General features: G+C 39.8%; 17 protein-coding genes and 1 tRNA gene. 7 read left to right on the top strand and 11 right to left on the bottom strand.

Translation table 11 applies throughout. From position 1 onward, the window contains the following. Nucleotides 1–43 precede the first annotated feature (43 nt). From AB669_RS07230 to AB669_RS21485, 8 genes are all read right to left on the bottom strand, one after another. Nucleotides 44–505, bottom strand: a complete 462-nt coding sequence (locus AB669_RS07230; protein ID WP_047798635.1) for a DinB family protein — start codon at nt 503–505, stop codon at nt 44–46. Between the two features lie 9 nt (nt 506–514). Then, nucleotides 515–1,153: an acetolactate synthase small subunit gene (gene ilvN, locus AB669_RS07225; protein WP_047798634.1), complete on the bottom strand. Its 639-nt coding sequence runs from the start codon at nt 1,151–1,153 to the stop codon at nt 515–517. Between the two features lie 30 nt (nt 1,154–1,183). Continuing rightward, complete coding sequence (ilvB, locus tag AB669_RS07220) at nt 1,184–2,932, bottom strand: biosynthetic-type acetolactate synthase large subunit (RefSeq protein WP_047798633.1); 1,749 nt, start codon at nt 2,930–2,932, stop codon at nt 1,184–1,186. A 152-nt stretch (nt 2,933–3,084) separates the two neighbouring features. Then, nucleotides 3,085–4,767 (bottom strand): dihydroxy-acid dehydratase, encoded by a 1,683-nt coding sequence (gene ilvD, locus AB669_RS07215; RefSeq protein ID WP_047798632.1) that lies wholly within the window; start codon nt 4,765–4,767, stop codon nt 3,085–3,087. Between the two features lie 99 nt (nt 4,768–4,866). Next, complete coding sequence (gene ilvE / locus AB669_RS07210; protein ID WP_047798631.1) at nt 4,867–5,757, bottom strand: branched-chain-amino-acid transaminase; 891 nt, start codon at nt 5,755–5,757, stop codon at nt 4,867–4,869. A gap of 698 nt (nt 5,758–6,455) precedes the next feature. Further along, nucleotides 6,456–6,701: an ATP synthase F1 subunit epsilon gene (atpC, locus tag AB669_RS07205; RefSeq protein WP_047798630.1), complete on the bottom strand. Its 246-nt coding sequence runs from the start codon at nt 6,699–6,701 to the stop codon at nt 6,456–6,458. A gap of 86 nt (nt 6,702–6,787) precedes the next feature. Next, nucleotides 6,788–8,290, bottom strand: coding sequence for a F0F1 ATP synthase subunit beta (gene atpD, locus AB669_RS07200; protein ID WP_047798629.1), 1,503 nt, complete (start codon nt 8,288–8,290; stop codon nt 6,788–6,790). Nucleotides 8,291–8,493: 203 nt separating this feature from the next. Then, nucleotides 8,494–9,012, bottom strand: coding sequence for a hypothetical protein (locus tag AB669_RS21485; RefSeq protein ID WP_053058322.1), 519 nt, complete (start codon nt 9,010–9,012; stop codon nt 8,494–8,496). A gap of 88 nt (nt 9,013–9,100) precedes the next feature. Here AB669_RS21485 and AB669_RS07190 point away from each other — a divergent pair, with 88 nt between their 5' ends. The 4 genes from AB669_RS07190 (at nt 9,101) to AB669_RS22465 (ending at nt 11,236) form a co-directional block, all read left to right on the top strand. Then, complete coding sequence (locus AB669_RS07190; RefSeq protein ID WP_047798628.1) at nt 9,101–10,015, top strand: NAD(P)-dependent oxidoreductase; 915 nt, start codon at nt 9,101–9,103, stop codon at nt 10,013–10,015. 24 nt (nt 10,016–10,039) lie between these two features. Continuing rightward, on the top strand, nt 10,040–10,504 hold the full coding sequence (locus tag AB669_RS07185; protein WP_047798627.1) for a redoxin domain-containing protein: 465 nt from the start codon (nt 10,040–10,042) through the stop codon (nt 10,502–10,504). A gap of 99 nt (nt 10,505–10,603) precedes the next feature. Continuing rightward, nucleotides 10,604–10,677 (top strand) — tRNA-Arg (locus tag AB669_RS07180). Between the two features lie 430 nt (nt 10,678–11,107). Then, nucleotides 11,108–11,236, top strand: coding sequence for a hypothetical protein (locus AB669_RS22465; protein ID WP_255352145.1), 129 nt, complete (start codon nt 11,108–11,110; stop codon nt 11,234–11,236). Nucleotides 11,237–11,333: 97 nt separating this feature from the next. Here the strand turns inward: AB669_RS22465 and AB669_RS07170 are convergent, their stop codons facing one another. Together AB669_RS07170 and AB669_RS07165 are read right to left on the bottom strand one after the other, a co-directional pair. After that, nucleotides 11,334–12,014 (bottom strand): DUF4397 domain-containing protein, encoded by a 681-nt coding sequence (locus AB669_RS07170; protein WP_047798625.1) that lies wholly within the window; start codon nt 12,012–12,014, stop codon nt 11,334–11,336. Nucleotides 12,015–12,046: 32 nt separating this feature from the next. Further along, nucleotides 12,047–12,493 carry a DUF2141 domain-containing protein gene (locus tag AB669_RS07165; protein ID WP_047798624.1) on the bottom strand — a complete coding sequence of 149 codons (447 nt, stop codon included), beginning with the start codon at nt 12,491–12,493 and terminating at the stop codon, nt 12,047–12,049. A 275-nt stretch (nt 12,494–12,768) separates the two neighbouring features. Here AB669_RS07165 and AB669_RS07160 point away from each other — a divergent pair, with 275 nt between their 5' ends. The 3 genes from AB669_RS07160 (at nt 12,769) to AB669_RS07150 (ending at nt 15,301) form a co-directional block, all read left to right on the top strand. Further along, a complete protein-coding gene (locus AB669_RS07160; protein ID WP_047798623.1) occupies nt 12,769–13,806 on the top strand; it encodes a sensor histidine kinase in 1,038 nt (345 codons plus the stop codon). Further along, complete coding sequence (locus AB669_RS07155) at nt 13,787–14,551, top strand: LytTR family DNA-binding domain-containing protein (RefSeq protein ID WP_047798622.1); 765 nt, start codon at nt 13,787–13,789, stop codon at nt 14,549–14,551. The genes AB669_RS07160 and AB669_RS07155 overlap by 20 nt, the downstream gene beginning before the upstream one ends. A gap of 228 nt (nt 14,552–14,779) precedes the next feature. Further along, complete coding sequence (locus tag AB669_RS07150) at nt 14,780–15,301, top strand: porin family protein (protein WP_231582642.1); 522 nt, start codon at nt 14,780–14,782, stop codon at nt 15,299–15,301. 107 nt (nt 15,302–15,408) lie between these two features. Here AB669_RS07150 and AB669_RS07145 read toward each other — a convergent pair whose 3' ends face one another. Next, the gene (locus AB669_RS07145) at nt 15,409–15,993 is read right to left on the bottom strand and encodes a Crp/Fnr family transcriptional regulator (RefSeq protein WP_047798621.1); all 585 of its coding nucleotides are present in this window, start codon (nt 15,991–15,993) and stop codon (nt 15,409–15,411) included. Nucleotides 15,994–16,092 lie beyond the last annotated feature (99 nt).

Genomic DNA, 16,092 nt, shown 5'->3' with positions numbered 1-16,092 from the left:
TTTTTATTGGTTAATTTCTATTTATTATCGGTTTATGTTTTATTTATATTACTTTTTTTAGTGCCCATGCATAGCCATAATGCACATTGTCATGCCCAACAGTGGTGATCAGCACTTCTTCTATGCTTTTCATCTCCACACCATAGGTTGAGGTAGAAAAAGGAGTAATCGCCTTGAATACCCCTGCTGCATAGTCTTCTTTTATCTGGTCGATACTTTGCAGGGCTATTGCTTTTAGCTCAGCCACTTCTGTTTCAGTAACTGTGTATGTAGGTCGGGTATCTTTTTTGTAAAACTCATTGAACTTTACATTACTGGCATCAGCTACAAGCCCAGTACGAACATAACATAGCGTTTGAGTACTCACTACAATGTGACCAAAATTCCAGATGATGTTGTTGTTAAAACCATCGGGTATCGTATTCAGTTGCCCGATAGTCAAACCATCGATCAGTTGTATAAATGCCTTACGTGAATTGATGATAAATTCAAATATCTCGTCCATGCTGTTTGCTTACATTGTAAAAATCTTCTCGCCTTTGTCTAAAAACTCATTTTCTATAAGTTCTTCTCCTGGTTCAAAAGCTTCAAATTCTTTTAGTTTTTCGTGGAAACCTGCACTATCTTTAATAATGGCCACTCTTGCTGAGCGAACAAATTCTATCAGTTCATATGGCTCAAGCGCTTTAACCAATGCATCTGTTTCTTCTCTGTGTCCGGTAACTGCAAACACCGTATAATCTTTACGGATCACTACGGCACTGGCACCATACTGTCTCAGTAAGCGCTCTACAGTAACTTTTTCAGCAATTTCGTCTGTCGATACTTTGTAGAGGGCAAGTTCCTGCCAGATAATTTCCTCGTTGGTGTTGAAATATACCTTTAAAACCTCAACCTGCTTCTCGATCTGGCGGGCCAATTTTCTCACCACATCGTAACTTTCGGTTATAACGATGTTGAAACGGTGGATGCCATCAATTTCTGATGGAGAGGTATTTAAACTCTCGATATTGATTTTTCTTTTTGAAAAGATAATCGCGATTCTGTTTAATAAACCAATGCGGTTTTCAGCATATACCGTAATGGTATATTCCTGCTTACCTTCGAAATCGGCTTTTGCTATTTTATGTTCTAATGTGTTTTCAGTACTCATGATAATTTCTTTTGGCTTTAATCTTTCAGCTTACTTCAACCTGATCTCGCTTACGCTCATTCCCTGAGGAACCATTGGAAAAACATTGTTTTCTCTGCCTACCATCACCTCGAGTAAATAAGAACCTTCGTGGTTGATCATCGTTTCTAATGCATTTCTCAAATTAGCACGTTCATCAACTTTACTTGCTTCGATATAGTAAGATTTTGCTAAAGCGACGAAATCAGGACTTGTGATGTTAACAAAAGAGTAACGTTTATCATGGAACAACTGCTGCCACTGGCGAACCATGCCTAAGAAACGGTTATTTAAAATCAGAATTTTAACAGCCGCACCAAACTGCATAATTGTGCCTAATTCCTGCGGGGTCATTTGGAAACCGCCGTCACCAATGATCGCGATAACAGTTTTATCAGGCGCTCCGTATTTGGCACCAATTGCTGCAGGCAAACCAAAACCCATTGTGCCTAATCCACCCGAAGTAATATTGCTACGGGTATTATTAAATTTGGCATAACGGCAGGCTACCATCTGGTGCTGACCAACATCAGTAACAACTACAGCATCGCCGCCGCAGATTTCGTTAATGTTGCGTAACACTTCGCCCATGGTCATTTCATCACCTTCAGGATAAAGTTCCGGTGTAATCACCTGATCAATTTCCTGCTGATTGTAATCTCTGAATTTGGCAAGCCAATCCTCGTGCGTAGCGGCATTAACCAGATTGGTTAGCAATGGAAGTGTTTCTTTGCAATCTCCCCATACGCCGACATCTGCCTTAACATTTTTATCAATTTCGGCGGGGTCAATATCCAGGTGAATCACTTTCGCCTGTTTTGCGTATTTGTCTAAACGACCGGTAACACGGTCATCGAAACGCATCCCGATCGCAATTAAAACATCACACTCGTTGGTTAATACATTTGGGCCATAGTTACCATGCATGCCGAGCATACCCACGTTTAGGGGGTGTGAAGTTGGTATGGCACCATCACCCATAATTGTCCAGGCAGCTGGAATACCACTTTTTTCTATAAAATTTTTGAATTCCTGTTCAGCGCTGCCTAAAACAACACCTTGTCCGAATAATACGAAAGGTTTTTTTGCAGAATTGATTAATTCTGCAGCTTGCTGAATATATTCTACCCTAACCTTTGGTTTCGGGCGATAGGAGCGGATATGGTTACACTTAACATATTCAGGAAATTCCTCAACCTGTAGCTGCGCATTTTTTGTGATATCAATTAAAACCGGACCCGGTCTACCGCTTTTGGCAATGTAGAAGGCCTTGGCTAAAACCTCAGGGATTTCTTTAGCATCTGTCACCTGATAATTCCATTTGGTTACTGGTGTGGTAATATTAATGACATCAGTTTCCTGGAAGGCATCGGTACCCAGCAAGTGGGCAAAAACCTGACCAGTGATACAAACCAAAGGCGTGCTGTCGATTTGTGCATCAGCTAAACCTGTAACCAGATTCGTTGCACCAGGCCCACTGGTAGCAAAACAAACACCTACTTTACCACTTGTACGTGCAAAGCCCTGTGCAGCATGAATACCACCTTGCTCATGGCGAACCAAAATGTGCTCTAATTTGTCTGCATAATCGTATAATGCATCGTAAATCGGCATGATTGCACCGCCAGGATAACCGAAGATGGTGGTTACTCCTTCTTCAATTAATCCATTCAAAAGAACCTGTGAACCAGTTCCCTTGAATAATGTTTTAGAGGTTTCTGCTTGTGCCTCCGCTTGAATTGTATCTTGTGCAGTTTCCATAGTTATATTTTTGCGGTTCCTTATTCTTTTATATTAAACCCAATCCGCTCCCGATCATCCCTTTTCATATCATCACAATTTGCGATGATGGATTAATTTCCTAATATGACTTTTTAAGTTGTGACTTCATATCTAAAAATCACATTGGTACACTAATATTCATCGGTTACACAGCCGCTTGCAGCGTCTGATACCGTTTTAGCATATTTATACAAAACGCCTTTAGAAACTTTTAGTGCTGGCTGAACATATTTCGCTCTGCGCTCTGCAATCACTTCTTCGCTTACCTGTAAGCTGATGATGTTGTTAACCGCATCGATTAAAATAGGATCATTGTCTTCAACCAAACCAATTAAGCCGCCTTTATAAGATTCTGGAGTGATATGCCCTACTACAAAACCGTGAGTACCACCCGAGAAACGTCCATCAGTAATCAAGGCAACTGATTTTCCTAAACCTGCACCGATAATAGCGGAGGTTGGCTTTAACATTTCTGGCATACCTGGTGCACCAACAGGGCCAGAGTTTTTGATTACAATTACATCGCCGGGTTGAACACGACCGCTTGAAATACCGGCAATCAAATCATGCTCACCATCAAATACCCGCGCAGGGCCTTCAAATTTTTCACCTTCCTTACCGCTGATTTTCGCAACAGAACCTTTCTCTGCTAAATTTCCATAAAGAATTTGCAAGTGACCCGTTGCTTTGATCGGTTCACTTAATTTTTGAACAATTTTCTGATCGTAATCCATAATCGATTTCACATCAGCCAGGTTTTCAGCAACTGTTTTTCCGGTTACGGTTAAGCAATCGCCATGTAATAAACCTTCGTTCAATAAAAATTTCAATACTGCCGGAATACCTCCATATTGGTGTAAATCCTGCATTAAATATTTTCCGCTTGGTTTAAAATCAGCTAAAACAGGTGTTACATCACTCATCCGCTGAAAATCATCCTGTGTAATTTCAACACCGATTGCTTTACCCATCGCGATGAAGTGCAGCACCGCATTGGTACTTCCGCCTAATATAATAATCGAACGAATAGCATTCTCAAATGCTTTTCTCGTCATGATATCAGAGGGCTTAATATCTTTCTCTAATAAAACTTTGATGTATTTGCCGGCGTCTAAACACTCTTGTTTTTTCTCCGGACTTACGGCAGGATTCGAAGAGGAGTAGGGTAAACTCATACCCAAAGCCTCAATTGCCGATGCCATTGTGTTGGCGGTGTACATACCACCACAGGCGCCGGCGCCCGGACAGGTATGTTTAATAATCCCCTGATAATCTTCCTCAGATAAATTACCACAGATTTTCTGCCCCAATGCTTCGAAAGCCGAAACAATGTTTAATTCTTCTCCTTTGTAATGTCCGGGAGCAATTGTACCGCCGTAAACCATAATCGATGGACGGTCTAATCTGGCCATCGCCATAATGGCTCCGGGCATATTTTTATCACAGCCGGGAATAGAGATAATCCCATCATAATATTGTCCGCCGCAGATAGTTTCAATACTATCTGCAATTACATCACGGCTTACCAACGAATAGCGCATACCATCAGTACCGTTGCTCATTCCATCACTTACGCCAATGGTGTTAAAAACCAAGCCAACTAAATCATTTTTCCAGACCCCCGCTTTAACGTCTTTTGCAAGGTCGTTAAGGTGCATGTTGCAGGTGTTGCCATCGTAACCCATACTTGCAATACCAACCTGTGCTTTTGCCATATCTGCATCAGTTAATCCAATTCCGTAAAGCATCGCTTGCGCGGCGGGTTGAGTAGGGTCTTGTGTAAATGTCTTACTGTACTTGTTTAATTCGCTCATTGTTTAAAATGTATATTCTGGTTCTGTTAGTTGTTGTTATTGACTGTGTAATCCTTCTTCTGATTCTCGCCGCTCAGTAACTGATAATTTTTTCTGATACTAAATAATCACTTCATAGTTCACCTTTTCAAGCACCAGGTTTTTGTAAGCCCGTTGAATGGTGTAACCAATGGATTCCCGCCATAGAGAGCGAAAGATAATATCATCAATCGATGCAATCCCTGCAATTTCAGTGGCCGTTCCACATAAGAAAGCACTGTCGGCTTGCCTTAAATCTTCTACTGTCAGTTTTTTCTCAATGCACTCGATATCCAGTATCGTACACAATTCTTTTACCGTAGCCCTTGTAATGCCTGGCAGTATGTTGCCTAATGATGGCGTATATAATTTTCCGTCTTTTTCAATAAAGATATTCGCGCCAGATGCTTCTGCCACAAATCCATGCATGTCTAAAAGCAATGCCTCATCGTAACCTTTAATGTTGGCTGCGGTAGTTGCCAAAATGGAATTCACATAGCTTCCGCTTAATTTAGCCTCCATCGGAACAGATTTAGGATTTGGCCTTTCGTAGTCTGAAATGGTTAACTTCAACAGCTTATTTCCTGAATAGGCATCCCAGTCCCAGGCACAGATTAGAATGGAAACACCACTTGGCTCATTCAATTTCATATTTGGGTGACAAAATACCAGTGGGCGGATATAGGCATCTTTAAGCTTATTTAATGTGAGCAGCTTATAAGTTTCCTTAATCAGTTCCTGTTTGTCCCATGGGAATGGGATGTTGGCCAGCTGACAAGAACGCTCTAAGCGATCAAAATGCGCAGCAGCTTTGAATATCCGGTTTCCGTTATGGGTTTTATACGCCCTTATACCTTCAAACGCAGCGTATCCGTAATGTAATGACTGGCCATATAAATCCGTGCTGCTATCAACCGCTTTTTCAAACCGTCCGTCAAGATAAATAATCGTATTAGAATTATAGTATTTCATAATACACTGTTTTGTTATTTAAAAAAAGCGTCCTGTTTGTATCAGGACGCTTTAGGTATATTTAGTTTTTTAATATCTATTTAAATTGCGTCCGCTGTTTGCCCCATAAAATCAGGAGTAGTAGGTTCAGGATAATGACAGACAACAACACAACATTTCCAGCCGCAATTGCAGAAGTGTTGTTTAAAAAAGTGTTGTTTTGAATTGTCATTATTTCTCGTTGCTTTATAAATACCAATTTAGTTTTTGGTTCATTAATATGCAAGAGAAATCAGAAAAAAGTGAAATAAGAACATTATTTGTTTTTTGTGATTACATTCAGAATTATATTCTTATTGAGAGTGGAATTAGTGATTTAATGCCGATAGCCGTAGACCAAATATCAAAACGGTATACGGTATGTTTGTTATGCGTGCATTGTAAATTTTATGTTTTTCTTCCTGAAATCCGATTCCGGGACTGAAAATTTAAAATTATGGCTGTTTTTTGGCGCTGAATCATTACGTCATGGATATACCTTTTAATCGGTGTGATGCCTATCCTGTTCTCACACAATCGCTATAGCTGGCCACGAACATTTCCTTCAACACTACACTCTCCTCCTTTTTGATAAATTGCTAATACATTCAGCAGGTTGGTAAACAAAAAAGCCTTTCCGAAATTAATCGAAAAGGCTTATTATTAGTCTTTTATTTATTTTAAGCAATACCTTCTGCTAAAACAACAATCTTGTTATGAATGGCTTCAACTACACCACCTTTAATAAACAGGCGTTGTTCATCAGCTTTTCCTGCTTTGATAATAACTTCTCCATCTTCTAAAGTAGAGATGATAGGGGCGTGGTCTTTTAAGATCTGAAACGAACCTAAAGTACCAGGAACCGTAACTGCTGTTACTTCACCCTCGAAAACTTTTTTATCTGGAGTTAATATTTCTAAATTCATTCTTTTTAGATTTCAGTATCAAGTAGCTGGTATCAAGTATCAGGATTACATTTTCAACCTTGATACATGATACTCAAATCTCAATACTAGTTCGCTTCTGCTAATAATTTTTTACCTTTTTCGATTGCATCTTCAATGCTACCAACTAAGTTAAATGCAGCTTCAGGATACTCATCAACCTCACCATCCATGATCATGTTAAATCCTTTGATGGTATCTTTAATGTCAACCAATACACCTTTTAAGCCTGTAAATTGTTCAGCCACGTGGAATGGTTGAGATAAGAAACGTTGTACACGACGAGCTCTTGATACCACCAATTTATCTTCCTCAGATAATTCGTCCATACCTAAGATCGCAATGATATCCTGTAATTCTTTATAACGTTGTAGAGTTTCTTTCACACGTTGTGCAGTATTATAGTGCTCATCACCCAAAACAGCAGGAGAAAGGATACGTGAAGTAGAATCCAACGGATCTACCGCAGGGTAAATACCTAACTCAGCAATTTTTCGCGAAAGTACAGTAGTTGCATCTAAGTGGGCAAATGTTGTTGCCGGTGCAGGGTCAGTTAAATCATCCGCAGGAACATAAACTGCCTGTACTGATGTAATTGATCCACGTTTGGTTGAAGTAATACGCTCCTGCATTAAACCCATTTCAGTTGCCAGTGTTGGTTGGTAACCTACTGCTGACGGCATACGACCTAATAAAGCCGACACTTCAGAACCTGCCTGAGTAAAACGGAAGATATTATCAACGAAGAAAAGGATGTCTTTTCCAGCGCCTTCGCCATCACCGTCACGGAAATATTCTGCAACCGTTAATCCTGATAGTGCTACACGTGCACGTGCACCAGGAGGCTCGTTCATCTGACCAAAAACCAATGTTGCTTTTGATTCTTTTAATTTTTCAGTATCAACTGCTTTCAAATCCCATCCACCTTTTTCCATTGAGTGTAAGAAATCGTCACCATAGTTGATTACACCTGACTCGATAAACTCACGAAGTAAATCGTTACCCTCACGAGTACGCTCACCAACACCCGCAAATACTGATAAACCAGCATAAGCTTTGGCGATGTTGTTTACCAGCTCCATGATTAATACCGTTTTACCTACACCAGCACCGCCGAATAAACCAATTTTACCACCTTTTGCATAAGGCTCTAATAAATCGATTACTTTAATACCTGTAAAAAGTACTTCAGTTTCAGTAGATAAATCTTCGAACTTAGGAGGAGTTGCGTGGATAGGGCGACCGTCTGTTTTATCAACTGCGTTGATACCGTCAATCGCTTCTCCAACTACATTAAATAAACGACCTTTAATCTGGTCGCCAACTGGCATTTTTATCGCAGCACCAGTGTCAACTACGTCCATTCCACGAACTAAACCGTCTGTAGAGTCCATCGAGATTGCACGAACGCGATCCTCACCTAAGTGTTGTTGAACTTCTAAAACAATTTTTTGTCCATTTTCTTTCGTTATCTCTAACGCATCGAAAATTTTAGGTAGATGGGCATCATTAGCAAAGCTAACGTCAACCACAGGGCCGATAATTTGTGCTATTTTTCCTAAGTTAGGCATATCTGTTGTGAGTATATTTATTATAGTCAATGAATTAAAGCTGTTTAAAGGGGGCTCAATTCGGTTGGCAAAGTTAAGTTATTATTAGTAAATTTTAAATATATATTATAAGTTTTTTTAAGGGGATTTTATGTGGTGGTTTAGCCTCAAAAAACACCCTTAAAATTTTAGTTTCTAAAGCATTTAAAACACATTATTCGGAATTAAAAAGTGTAACCAATTCCAATGCCTAAAGTCAGCAACGAATCTTCACCGGTGAATAACAACAATCCTGTTCTATACATTAATCCTCCCGTTGGTTTTTGATGCCTGAAGCCTGCCCTCACAATAAGCGGAGTATTAACCGCTTCATTTTTGAAATCATAATCGTAACCATTAATGGTGAGCAGCTGACCGGAAAAACCACTAAGGGGCTTTAATATCGTTACGCCCAAACCACCTTCAAAGAAATTTTTAGAAGTCCTGCTCCCGCTGATCAATAAGTTCGCTTCAACCGGGACAATAATTACATTTTGGAGCGTAGAGAAACCAACCCTTGGCGCAATTTTTAAATGATTGTTTAATTGAAAAATCCTGTCGTAGTTAATGGAATAAACACCACCATTCCCAAGTAATTCGGCATAGACACTATTTCGCTTCATGCCTGTATCGGCAGATGAAGTTTCCTGGGCTGACCCTGCCAGGCTTAAAAGTAAAAAAAATGAGAGGAGTGTTAACTTCATGATTATATTTGGCTATACTATATGAGAGAATTATCTCGTCACAAAGCTATTACAATTAACCATTTCATCATACTTAAATTTTAATTTTTTGAAAACAATTTTGGTAACCGGAAGCAATGGTTTACTCGGGCAGAAAATAACCGAAAAAGTTATAGCCGGGGGAAGAGTTAAGCTTGTCGCCACATCCAAAGGTAAAAATCGCTTTCCTTCCAGTTCAGGGTATCAGTATGCTGAAATGGATATTTTAAATCCTGAACAGGTAAAAGATGTTATAACACTTTATCAGCCCGATGCCATCATCCATACCGCTGCGATGACAAACGTCGATACCGCTCAGGCCAATCAGGAAAGCTGTTATCAGTTAAATGTTGTGGCCGTTAATACATTAATATCGGTTTGCGAAGCCAACAATATACAGCTGATACATCTAAGTACCGATTTCGTGTTCGATGGCGATGCTGGTCCATATAAAGAAAATGATCAAGTCAATCCGCTCAGCTATTATGGTGAGTCGAAAGTTTTAGCTGAACAGGCGCTTAAAAAGTCTAACATTCACTGGACAATCATCAGAACGATTCTCGTTTATGGAATTACAAATGATATGAGCAGGAGCAATATCGTGCTTTGGGCAAAAGGTGCTTTGGAAAAAAGACTGCCTGTAAATGTGGTAAACGACCAGTGGCGCATGCCCACATTAGCTGAAGATCTGGCCGAAGCATGCCTGCTGGCTGCAGAACAAAGCGCCGGAGGGGTTTACCACATCTCGGGTAAAGATTACATGAGTATTGCTGATATTGTGCGAAAAGTTGCCGATTATTGGACTCTGGATCATTCAATCGTTACAGAAGTCAGCTCGCAGACTTTAAATCAATCTGCCACGCGCCCGATGCGAACAGGTTTTGTGCTGGATAAGGCGGTTGCTGATTTAGGCTATAGTCCGCATAGTTTCGAAGAGGGGTTGAAGATGCTCGATGACCAAATGAAAGGCAGGCAGCAGGTTTAATAATAAAGCAATTAATAATAATATATGTCACTACAAATTGGCGATCAGGCCCCGGATTTTAAATTATACAGTTCAGATTTAACTGAAGTTTCGTTATCTGCCTTCAAAGGTAAAAAAGTAATTATACACTTCTTTCCAATGGCCTTTACAGGAACCTGCACGGAGCAGCTATGCACCATGCGCGATAATTTCAGTTATTACGAAGGTATCAATGCACAGGTTTTAGGTATTTCTGTCGATTCTCCATTTTCTCTGGCTAAATTTAAAGAAGTACAGAATTATCAGTTCCCACTGTTATCTGATTTCAATAAAGATGTATCTGAAGTTTATGATGCTTTATATCCAGAATTCGTGTTCGGATTAAAGGGTGTTTCTAAAAGAGCCGCTTTCGTGATTGATGAAGAAGGAAAAATTATTTATGCAGAAGTTTTAGAAGACGCAAAAGAATTGCCTGACTTCAAGCAGATTAACGAGGTTCTGGCCAATTAACTTGTGTACTGCGAAATAAAAACTGTCATTTTTTTTAAAATTTAATTGGAAATTTAAAACTCAGTTTATACCTTTGCAGTCCGTTAACGATACGGAAATGCATTTGTAGCTCAATTGGATAGAGCATCTCACTACGGATGAGAAGGTTTGGGGTTCGAATCCCTACAAGTGCACTTAAGGGGATGATTGTTAAATCATCCCTTTTTTATTCACAATCATCACTCCTAAATCTCTCATTCTAAAATAATTAATTGATAGAAGGTTCATTATCGTAGGTGTTCGATAGATGCCGTTTTCATAATAGAGGTTCGAGTCGAACACCAAATCTATATACTCCTGCTTTTCCAACGTATCAAACTGATAAAAGATTGATTTATATCTCTCAATCTTCAAGCTACTTCAGGTGTTTGCAAATGGCATTACCATGTTAATAGTTAACTGGGTTCTTAATTGGTTATAACATGGGTTCTACTCCGGTTTAAAAATATAAGTACGCAGCGGAAGTTAGAAGAGAACGGTGGTCTATACGAACTGCAAAAATCTTCTCAATAATATCCATTTTTAGCATAGGTTAATTTCATATTAGTCGCCTTACCCTCCAAAATGGGATCAGCAGCGATGGGAACAGAGGGAATGGTAACCGATGTGTTGGACGAGAGTGCTTCGAGTAATGGCCAGGGTTTTGCGTCCTCCGCTCAGGGTGATTATCTCAAGGATCAATCGAGCCATTAACAGGATAGGATAAAAAATGAACTAATGAGGGTGCTGAAGTATCAGAACAGCGAAGGCCAGCCTCACAAACGTTAGGCTGGTCTTCGCTGTTCTGCAATTAATTGTGCAGAACCTGATTGATGGTTAGTCTTCCGTCGGCAGCATCTGTAAAGTAGAAGTCGTAAATTTTTCCCGACTGAAGGCCGGAAATGTTGAAGGCTCCAAGGGAATCACCTGAAGAGGTACTACTCAATTGGATAGACAGAGTGCCCGGGTCGACAAATTTATATCCCGTATCTTCATTTCTGGTGATGTTGTTTTGCAATTCTCCGCCACTTGAATCTTTGATTCTGATATTAGCGGGCGCGTTGTCACTAAAATGGATGAATTTTATCTTTACCTTTCCGGAATTGGGCGCGCTCAGATTGTCCGTAAAATATTTGATTCTCGTTTTGCTACCCTGGCCAACCAGATAAACTGTTTGGGATATGGTATTGGCAGTAAATATCTCCCCCGAAGCATACACTGAACCATTTGCATTCTTAAACTCAGCAACCAGTCTCGTTCCTGACGGACTGCTAATGTAATCAGTTGCATCCTGATATTTTAATCCGCCCGGTACCAGTATATTTCCTGCGAGGGTAAAACTCTGCGGCGTGGATGTAGCCGAAGCATTTACAACTTTAAGATTAAACTGCCCTGTGTCATCTATATTGTTTTTTTTACAAGAATAAAATGTAGCGGAAAATAAGAGCGCGATAGCAATAAACGCTTGATGTGTGATTTTCGATGTTTTCATATTTATGTTTTTTATAAGTGTTCAAACACCGGCTAGATATATTTAACTTTTATACCTATGTTTTTCGTTTTATTGACGTTGATCTGAAATTGCCCGAATTTAGGTTTCTTTAGTTTTTCCATAAAAAAGTTTGAAAATCCAAAACCCTCTTTGGGCACCCCGATGAAATTTTTATCAATCCTTCCGTTGGCATTTTCATCATCCACCAGTGTAAATCCATACACACCTGATTCTATTGAAAACTTGACCGTTGTAGATCCACTCTCGATTTCGTTTTTCTTGAAAATGAGCTGTTTGTATGGCTGTTCGTTTTCATAAGACAATTCATCCCTATAGATTTGAATAATCAGGTTTCCTTTAGTAGTTCGGATGCCGTTCACATTTACGACAGCTTCTACAGGAACGGCTTTCTTGGATGAAAAGGAAAGGAGTGTAAGGCCAAGTAAGATATTTAGCCCAAGAATAATTTCTCTGTTCATAATTTTAAGATTTAAGTATTTATTTAGAACCCAAAGGTATTGGTGGCTATGATTCTATGAAAGACAAATGTCGCCGTGGCGGACATAATAGCTTCTAAACGGTCATATTCGGGAGATGAAAGTTAAGTGCTAGACTCCATTACAGATTTTTTCTAACTCAATTGTTTTGCCCTTAATAGGCTGATTTCAGTCGCTTTGTCCTCTTGGGCTTCGATTTTGTCCTCTTCACCTCTTTTGAATTGTAATGGTTGCCAATCATTATTAAGTTTGTAACTATGGTGCTAAAACTGAACGTTAAACGCCTAAACCGGCTAAGCTGGTTGCTGGCAGCCATTATTGGGTTGATTTTTTATGTGATCTATTTTAACAATGGCCCAAGGACATCTTTATATCCATATACATTACTTTCATTCCTGGCAATTGCCCTGATAGGACACGTGGATGTATCGGTAATGGTATTTTTGGGTAGAAGCTTTTCAATAAAATCAAGGCTTTTTACCCTTTATAGAGTATTGGTGACTTATCCGGTCAGTATTTTGGTTTATCTCCTGCTATGGCCATTATGCGCTTACCTGGCCCATTACCAGAAGGAAATCTGGAGTATTAATTTGTTTCTGGCATTCGTTGCTTCCGGAATTTTAATGAACTCAATGGTCTTGATCATGCACGATTCGGTACTTCTTTATGAACATCGCCTTCAGGCAGATTTGGAGGTAGAGAAGCTTCGCGCTTCGAACGCAGAAGCCAAGAACCTGCTTCTGAAACAGCAGATTCAACCACACTTTCTCTTTAACGCCCTCAATACACTGAAAGCGCTTTACCACAAAAATCCTTTAAGCGCAGATGACTACATTGTTCATATGGCTTCTTTCCTCAGGACCGCTATCTCGAAGCAATACACTAACCTTTCTACTTTGAACCAGGAACTGGAATTTCTGAACAGCTATCTCGAAATGCAGCGGATTCGTTTTGGGCAGGCGCTTCAATGCACCATCGAAATTGATGAGCACGATAAGGAGCACTTTTTTTTACCTTCACTTTCCCTTCAACCCTTATTAGAAAACGCTCTTAAGCATAATAATTTCACACCATCCAGCCCACTGATTGTACACATAAAAAAAGTGGGTGATTGGCTGGTGATCAGCAATAATTTGCAAAAGAAATGGGTCAACATTTCATCAACAAATTCCGGTCTGGCGAACCTTGCTGAGCGTTATCAGCTCTATTCGGGAGATGAAATTCTGATTAAAAATGATGGTGGAGTATTTTCAGTAAGTATTAAACTTTTAAAAAATGAAGATAGTCATAATTGAAGATGAGCTTTTAGTTGCCGAAGATTTGGAAAAAAGTTTCCGGATACTGCTGCCTGGGCCGGTCGATATCGATAAGATTGGCTCAGTAAAAGATGGAATAGCCTATTTTTCAAATTTTCCACCACCTGATTTAATCTTTAGTGATATTCAGTTGGGTGATGGATTGAGTTTTGAAATATTTATCGCCTGTCAAACAGACGTGCCGGTAATTTTCTGTACTGCATACGATGAGTATGCACTGGATGCTTTTAAGGCTAACGGAATAGACTATATTTTAAAACCTTTTTCTTCCAATACACTGAGTGCAGCATTGCAAAAATATAATCAGCTGAAGCAACGTTTTTCATCTGCACAGACTCCTCAGATGGAGGCGCTTCTTCAACTTATGTCCAGTTCTGCGGCTCAACAGAGTTCTTCGGTGCTGGTATACCATCAGGATAAAATTATTCCCATAGCGATAGAAGAAATAGCCCTTTTTTATCTCTCGCATGAAGTTTTGCATTTGCTTACTTTTTCAGGAAAAATCTACTATCCCAATAAAACCCTTGATGAGATGGAAAGGGCTTGTGGCTCTACGTTCTTTAGGGCCAATCGTCAGTTTCTTGTTTGTAGGAAAGCCATTCTCGATGTGTCCAGTTTCTTCACCAGAAAACTTTCAATTAATCTGAGGGTGGCTTTAGATGAACGGATATACGTAAGTAAAGTTAAGGCGCCGCTTTTTCTAAAATGGCTGGCAAACGAATAATCTTGATGGATTTTTTCGATCCAGCTTAAGTACATTTCCGGTTTAATTTTGTCCGCTTCACTGGGTTTTTCCTTTTCTAAACTTGTTTTAACCAACACATTTGTGTCAAATAAACAACAGGGGCATTCAACCCAGATAATTAGATTAGAAAAACAATTTATGAAAAAGCTATTATTATTTTCAGCATTTTGCATCTTACTATCCAGCAAAGGATATAGCCAGGGTTTCATGAAAAAACTATCCCAGAAACTTGAATTTGGGATAAAGGCAGGTGGAAATTACAGTGACTTCGGAGATGCAGGTTTTAGTACTGATCCCCTTGCAGGCTTCCATGCCGGAGCAACCATTGCTTTTAAAGTGACCAATAATTTCCTGATTCAGGAAGAATTCCTCTATTCACAGCAAGGGGCAAAAGTGCTTGCAGGTCCGTTGGGTTCGCAGGAGATTAAACTTTCGTATGTGAATGTACCCATCCTTTTAAAATACAGGACTAATTTCGGGCTGTTTGTAGAAGCAGGTCCTCAGGTGAGTATAAAAGTCAAAGAGGATATTGCAGGTTTCCAAGATGCCGATTTCGCAAAGAAGGTTGATTTCGGCGTGGCTGGGGGTATTGGTTTTCAGTCGAAGATGGGATTAGGCATAGGCGCCAGGTACATTTACGGAATTGAAAAGGTGATGGAGAACCCCAGCGCGGTATTGGGGGAATTTAAAAACAATAATATTCAGGCAAGTATTTTTTACAGATTTTAATTGATTCCAAACCCCAATTAATTACAATTTGAATCCCGGTTGCCATTGGCTGCGGGATTTTTTAGTATTAGCTTCATGTTTGTCCGCTTATCGGGATATCAACCTGATTACCTGTTTTTCGAAAGCAGGTTTTTTTTAATCCTGCTCAGTGTTTCCGGAGCAATTCCCAGATAAGAAGCGATTAAGTTTTGTGGAATCCTTTCGGTAATTTGTGGGCTCGACTCCAGCAATTGCAGATAACGTTCTTCTGCATTATGCGTAATGGTGCTCATCAACCGGCGTTCTTTCGTTACCAGGCTGTTCTGGTATAAAATTCTGAAGTAACGATCCATAATCGGTACAGCCAGTGTGAGGGCCTCATAATCATTTCTCGAAAGCGTCAGCAATTCTGAATCCTCAATGGCATCAATGTTAAAAACTGCTGGCTGGCCGGTAAGAAAACTGTTGAAATCTGATAGCCACCATCCTTCCCAGCCAAAAATACTCATGTGTTCGCTGCCCTTATCATCGATGTTGTAGGTTCTGAGTAAACCTTTCGCCACGAAAACAAGATTTTTACAAATCTCTCCTTCCTGCAACAGGTACTGTCTTTTTCTTAGTTTCTTGGGCGAAAAGAAGCCGGCTATCAGCACCTTGTCTTCGTTGCTAAGGGAAACTTTTTCTTCAATGTGACTGAAGAGTACGTTGATCATTTTTGAAATGTTTTATGCAAATATAAGTTTTCATTCATCTAATAGGCGATTGATCCATGTCATCTGTATTTGTTGACACAGGTCAAGTGCCGTCTGCAC

Source organism: Pedobacter sp. BMA, from assembly GCF_001027745.1.
Classification (GTDB): Bacteria; Bacteroidota; Bacteroidia; order Sphingobacteriales; family Sphingobacteriaceae; genus Pedobacter.
The sequence above is the reverse complement of the archived record's forward strand: the minus strand, read 5'-3'. Positions and strand labels throughout refer to the sequence as shown.

What these genes read in the sequence shown, in the direction of transcription:
- AB669_RS07150 (WP_231582642.1), top strand. Translation starts at nt 14,780, where the DNA reads ATGAAAAAACTATCCCAGAAACTTGAATTTGGGATAAAGGCAGGTGGA.
- AB669_RS07145 (WP_047798621.1), bottom strand. Translation starts at nt 15,993, where the DNA reads ATGATCAACGTACTCTTCAGTCACATTGAAGAAAAAGTTTCCCTTAGC.
- ilvD (WP_047798632.1), bottom strand. Translation starts at nt 4,767, where the DNA reads ATGAGCGAATTAAACAAGTACAGTAAGACATTTACACAAGACCCTACT.
- atpC (WP_047798630.1), bottom strand. Translation starts at nt 6,701, where the DNA reads ATGAATTTAGAAATATTAACTCCAGATAAAAAAGTTTTCGAGGGTGAA.
- AB669_RS07165 (WP_047798624.1), bottom strand. Translation starts at nt 12,493, where the DNA reads ATGAACAGAGAAATTATTCTTGGGCTAAATATCTTACTTGGCCTTACA.
- AB669_RS07170 (WP_047798625.1), bottom strand. Translation starts at nt 12,014, where the DNA reads ATGAAAACATCGAAAATCACACATCAAGCGTTTATTGCTATCGCGCTC.
- AB669_RS07185 (WP_047798627.1), top strand. Translation starts at nt 10,040, where the DNA reads ATGTCACTACAAATTGGCGATCAGGCCCCGGATTTTAAATTATACAGT.
- ilvE (WP_047798631.1), bottom strand. Translation starts at nt 5,757, where the DNA reads ATGAAATACTATAATTCTAATACGATTATTTATCTTGACGGACGGTTT.
- ilvN (WP_047798634.1), bottom strand. Translation starts at nt 1,153, where the DNA reads ATGAGTACTGAAAACACATTAGAACATAAAATAGCAAAAGCCGATTTC.
- AB669_RS07155 (WP_047798622.1), top strand. Translation starts at nt 13,787, where the DNA reads ATGAAGATAGTCATAATTGAAGATGAGCTTTTAGTTGCCGAAGATTTG.
- AB669_RS21485 (WP_053058322.1), bottom strand. Translation starts at nt 9,012, where the DNA reads ATGAAGTTAACACTCCTCTCATTTTTTTTACTTTTAAGCCTGGCAGGG.
- AB669_RS22465 (WP_255352145.1), top strand. Translation starts at nt 11,108, where the DNA reads ATGGGATCAGCAGCGATGGGAACAGAGGGAATGGTAACCGATGTGTTG.
- atpD (WP_047798629.1), bottom strand. Translation starts at nt 8,290, where the DNA reads ATGCCTAACTTAGGAAAAATAGCACAAATTATCGGCCCTGTGGTTGAC.
- AB669_RS07230 (WP_047798635.1), bottom strand. Translation starts at nt 505, where the DNA reads ATGGACGAGATATTTGAATTTATCATCAATTCACGTAAGGCATTTATA.
- AB669_RS07160 (WP_047798623.1), top strand. Translation starts at nt 12,769, where the DNA reads ATGGTGCTAAAACTGAACGTTAAACGCCTAAACCGGCTAAGCTGGTTG.
- ilvB (WP_047798633.1), bottom strand. Translation starts at nt 2,932, where the DNA reads ATGGAAACTGCACAAGATACAATTCAAGCGGAGGCACAAGCAGAAACC.